Here is a 5,555-nt window from a genome sequence, read left to right as displayed (position 1 = left end):
TTGTTTTTATTAATTAAAATCGATCGATTTTCTTCTCTAATTGAAGTAGAAAAATCTTCGTTTTCTATAGCATCACTTTCTTCAATTTCTTTGCTTAATAAATTAATGTTAATTCTTTTTATAAAGTCTTTTTTATCTTCTTTAAAACTTAATAATAAAGAAAGAATATTATTATCTCTGTGAAAGGAAACTAAACTATAAGAAGAATCATTTGTTATATTATCTAATGGTGTAATGTTAGTTCCATCAAAGACGTAAGGATGAATTGTAAATAATTTATTTTTTTTATTCTTAGAAAAGATTAAATGAAAAGATTCAGTCTCGTTTAAATCACCAGAAAAAGTGTGTTCTACTTTAAAATGTTTTGGTAATTTAACTAGATTGTTAATTACGTTGTTAGCATAACTTACAGAAACAAAGAGTAATACAAATGAAAGTTTTAAAAAAGTATTCATTATAAAATATTAAATAATAATGTGTTAGAGTTAATTTATTTTTGCTTTTGAGGTACATTAAAATACTCTTGCACCTTCTTCTTGTAATTTTGGCGCAAAGGTAGTGATTGTCTGTTTAATATCTCTGTTTGGTTATAAAACAACTTTTTAAATTGTAGTTCTTTGCTAGTATTGTTGTTAAACTCTTGTAAATTGGTGTTCGATTTACGTTGTTTTTCTCTGTTTTGTTCAAAGGTAGCTTTGTCTAGTTTTAGCAATTCATAATTTAATTGCTGCATTCTATTAATGCTTTCTTGCGTAAAACCTTTTTCTAAAATCTCATTTTCTAGTTGTTCCATTTTTTTCAATGCTTTTTTAGCTTCCTTATTTTCTCCGTTTCCTTCTTTAATAGCATTTTCTAATTGTTCTCTTAACTGAGATTGCTCTTTATAAATTTGATATAATTCACCATCTAAATCGTCGTTTTTTTCGCCTTCACCCTCTCCTTCTTTTTGTCCATCTTTACCATCTTTAGGTTTACCTTGGTTTTGTTTTTGCATACCTTCTTTCATCTTTTCCATTAGTTCATTTTGTTGTTGAATAATGTCTGGTAAGCTAAACGATTTACCTTTTCCTTTCCCCTTTCCATTCCCTGGTTTTGGATTTTGCATAGCATCTAATGTATTGCTTAACATATCTGCTAAAGTGTTTGCAGAAGTCATTACATACTGTTGGTTTGATATTCCATTCTGGAAATAATTATCTGCAAAGTTTTCTAATGATTGATCTAAATTATAATGCGCTTGTGCTAATTGATCTTGTACTTTAGATGAGATACTTGGTATACGCATAGAAAGCACAAATAAGCTATCGTCTATGTGTTCAAAATAAGTTTTAAGCTGGTGCTGCTTTTGAAGGTTTTTACCAAAGTTTGGATGTGATGAGTTGGTTGAAGAAAACTCATCCATCAGTGCTTCTTGGTCAAAAGAAAATGTAATTAGGTTTTCTAATATCTGACGTAAACCTTCCATATTCTCCTCTTCCATTTCAGCACTCATCGATTGCATTGCTTGTTGCATTTTCTGACTCATTTGCTGCATCTTCTCAGAAGCTTTTTTCTGATTTTCTTTAGCTTTTTGTTGCTGATTATTTTTTAAATTTTCATCCGCTTTATTAAGTTCTTCTTGAGCTTCTTTTTCTAAATTTTCCATAGAAGGAATTTCCATGGGTTGTTTTAAATTTTCATTGTCTTTATGAAGCTCATTTAATTCTTTTTTTGCTTTTTGAAATTCAGTATTAATTTCTTTTTGCTCTTCTTTTGTTGTGTTTTGCTTACTTAAATCTTCTTGTTTTTTTGATAATTCATCAAGCTTGTTTGCTAACTGAGACATTTTTTGCTCAACATAAAAACGCTTTGTCATTTCTAAAATACGTTCTAAACTACGTTCTTGTTGTTTGTTTTGTTCAGCTAGTTCTTTGGTCTTTTTTATGAGTTCTTCCTTATTTAGTTTGTCTGCCAATTTTTTTAACTCATCTAATAACTTTTGTTGCTTATCAAGTTTTTTAAGCTCTTCTATACGCTTTTGTAGATTTTCTTTTTTCTCTTGAAGTGTTTCATTTTCCTCTTTCTTTTCAGAGAAATTCTCTTGTAATTTTTGAGTTTGACGCTGCATCATTTCTTTATACTGCTCTTGACGTTTAACCAAATTCTGAATTTTCTTTTGGTCGTTCCAATTGATGTTCTTTTTATTCTGTAAATCGAACTGTATTTTCTCTAATTCTTTTTTACTTTTTTGCTGTTGATCCAAAGAATTGTTAATGTTTTCAATGTAGTTTTTTTGCTCTAATAAAAGCTCCTCCTCTATTTCTTCTTCTGATTTTTGACGATAACTAAACTTTTTACTCAGGGCTTTTTTACTGCCATTTACAATGTCGTTATCGTACACTTGAAAGTACATTTCATAATTTATTCCTTCTTTTAAATCTAAACTACCAGGGAATTCAAAATAAAAAGTTTGTATATTTTCCTTATTAATGGTTATTGATTTGCTCTCAATAGTCTGAGTATTGTTTTTATCGTAATAAACTATTTCTAGTTTTTTAAAACCATAATCATCGGAAATTTGACCCGCAAATTGAGCATTACCTCGAGTAATACTATCGATGTTTGAATTTACAGAAATGGTTGGATATTCATCTTTAATCACATCAATTGAAAACTGTAATTGTTCGTAGTCTTTTAGGTTTTTATTAGATGTGGCAATTTGATAGTGTAAACTTTCAATCAGTTGTTTTTTTAATTCAAATTGATCGTTTTCTTTTTGTGTAAAAATTTCTCTTTTTTCTTTATTGATGAAGGTAACTGTATCGGTTTCAGAAGTTTTAATCTCCCAAGTAATAAATGTTCCTTGTGGAACATTTAAATTTCCTGTGTTACGAATAGTCTCATTTCCTTTTTTTGTGTAAAACGGATATTGTAGGTGTAATGAAATGTTTTGAATCGAAGGAGTATTGATTATCGTAAGTTCATATTCTTGCGAATTAATTCCGTTTGCACTAGCAAAAAAAGCAATAGGTATTTGTACTTCAGAAAAAGTATAAGAGAACAATCCGTTTCCTTCATTTTCTAAAAAGTACTGTTGATTGTTAAAATGAATTTTTGCTTCACTAGGAATAACCTCCCCTTTCGTTTGAAAATATATGGTAATATCTTTTCCTTTAATTACACGCAAATCTTTAGCTGTTAAATCGAAATAAAATGGCGCTGGAGGATTGTAAGCCACAGAATGATTCACTACACGATTTAAACTTTGAGAAAGCTTTTCAGAAGTCCCTGTAAGCAGAGAAAGCATCCAAATAAAAATAGGAATCAATACATATTTCAAATATTTTTTATTGTTGCTAAAATCGATGGCTTTGTTGAAAGAAATAGGTTGTAGTTCTTTCGATTTTTGCTCAATACTTGCAGCTAATAAATCCGATTGCAGATTGGTTTGTTGCAATTGAAGTACGTTTAATAATTTGTCTTGTACTTCAGGAAAATGGTTTCCGATAATTTTAGAAGCTTCTTCAAAAGAAATTCCTTTTTGTAATCCTATAATTTTAAAGATAGGGAAACAGATAAAACGGAATAGTAAAAACAATTCAACAGCAATAAACAACCAAAATAAAATGGTTCTAGCTGTAGGTTGTAACCAAAGAAAATATTCAATAAATAAGGTGAAAAATAAATATATCAATCCTAACGAAACAAATAAAATGCTTCCTTTTATCAATTCATTGGTGTAGTATTTTCTACTGAATTGCTGTAGCTTTTGCTGTATTTTACTAAACTCTCCCATAAGTAATTATAAAAATACGTGTTTTATAAGGAATTCTAAGTTAAGATTTGTGTAAACTATCATTTTAGGGTAAAAACGCTTGAAAAGCGTTAAAAACCGGTTGTACGAAGTCATAAATTAACAGAATTAGATGACTGCTTATAATTATCTCTTTTTCTTTCAGCGAAGCGATCTTGATTCTCTTTTCTATTTCTAAACATAAAACTATCTTTGCGTTTTCAAATCAATAAAAAATGACTGAGAACGTAAGAGTACGCTTTGCTCCGAGTCCGACAGGACCTTTACACATGGGTGGTGTAAGAACTGCTTTATTCAATTATTTATTTGCTAAAAAACATAACGGAACTTTTGTATTACGTATTGAAGATACAGATCAAACTCGTTATGTAGCCAATGCAGAACAATACATCATCAATTCGTTAGAATGGTGTACTATTCCTTTTGATGAAGGTCCAGGGAAAAATGAAAAATTTGGACCATATCGTCAGTCAGAGCGTAAAGAGTTGTACAAACAATACGCTGATGAGTTGATTGAAAAAGGATGGGCTTACTATGCATTTGATACTGCAGAAGATTTAGATGCGCACCGTAAAGATCATGAAGAGCAAGGAAAGACGTTTATTTACAATTGGCACAATCGTGAAAAAGGAAGATTGGTAAATTCATTAGTATTATCTAAAGAAGAAGTTGATGCTAAAATTAATGCTGGTGATAAATATGTAATCCGTTTTAAAACACCACAAGACGAAACGTTGATTTTACAAGATGAAATTCGTGGTACGATTAAAGTTGAAACAAATACTTTAGATGATAAAGTTTTGTTTAAGTCAGATGGTATGCCAACTTATCACTTAGCAAATATTGTTGATGATCATTTAATGGAAATTTCGCACGTAATTCGTGGTGAAGAATGGTTACCTTCTCTCCCACTTCATGAATTATTATACCGCGCTTTTGATTGGCAAGCACCAAAATTTGCACACTTACCGCTAATTTTAAAACCAGTAGGAAAAGGAAAATTAAGTAAGCGTGATGGTGATAAATTAGGTTTCCCTGTTTTCCCATTAGAATATACAAATGAAGAAACGGGTGATGTTTCTCGTGGATACAGAGAAGACGGATATTTTGCGGATGCTTTTATTAATATGTTAGCTTTCTTAGGATGGAATCCAGGAACGGAACAAGAAATGTTCAGTTTAGAAGAATTGGTTGAAGCATTTGATTTAAGTAGAGTAAGTAAATCAGGAGCGAAATTCAGTCCAGATAAAACCAAATGGTTTAATCAACAGTATTTACAACAAAAATCAGACAAGTTTTTAACCGATTTATACTTACCTATTCTTGAAGAAAAAGGAATTAAAACGGACGAAGCTTTTGCTGAAAAAGTAGTTGGATTGATAAAAGAACGTGCTACGTTTGTGGCAGATTTCTGGGAGTTATCAAACTTTTTCTTTGAAAATCCTTCAGAATATGATGAGAAAGCAGCAAAGAAACAATGGAAACCAGAAACTGGAGCTTTAATGCAAGAGTTAATTGAAGTGATTTCTAAAATTGAAGATTTTTCAATTGAAAATGCTCAAACAGAAATTAAAGGGTGGATTACTTCTAAAGAAATTGGTTTTGGTAAAGTAATGCAACCACTTCGTTTAAGTTTAGTAGGTAAGTTAGCAGGACCAGATTTGTTTGATATTATGACAATGATTGGTAAAGAAACTACCATTTCAAGAATACAAAATGCAATAAACGCATTATCATAACACAAAAAAGCCGCTAATTAGCG

3 protein-coding genes are annotated in these 5,555 nt (G+C 30.2%); 1 reads left to right on the top strand and 2 read right to left on the bottom strand.

Annotated features, from left to right (window positions below):
- Positions 1–455 (bottom strand): hypothetical protein (locus tag OU788_RS11640; RefSeq protein ID WP_274635326.1); only part of this gene is annotated, 455 nt, incomplete at its 3' end.
- Between the two features lie 35 nt (positions 456–490).
- Positions 491–3,775: a DUF4175 family protein gene (locus OU788_RS11635; RefSeq protein WP_274635325.1), complete on the bottom strand. Its 3,285-nt coding sequence runs from the start codon at positions 3,773–3,775 to the stop codon at positions 491–493.
- Between the two features lie 233 nt (positions 3,776–4,008).
- Between OU788_RS11635 and gltX the strand changes: the two genes are divergently transcribed.
- Positions 4,009–5,532, top strand: a complete 1,524-nt coding sequence (gene gltX / locus OU788_RS11630; protein WP_274635324.1) for a glutamate--tRNA ligase — start codon at positions 4,009–4,011, stop codon at positions 5,530–5,532.
- The last annotated feature ends 23 nt before the right edge of the window (positions 5,533–5,555 follow it).

This window comes from Tenacibaculum sp. L6 (assembly GCF_028823685.1).
Classification (GTDB): domain Bacteria; phylum Bacteroidota; class Bacteroidia; order Flavobacteriales; family Flavobacteriaceae; genus Polaribacter.
Note: the sequence above shows the minus strand (reverse complement) of the source record. Positions and strands in the feature narration are given on the sequence as shown.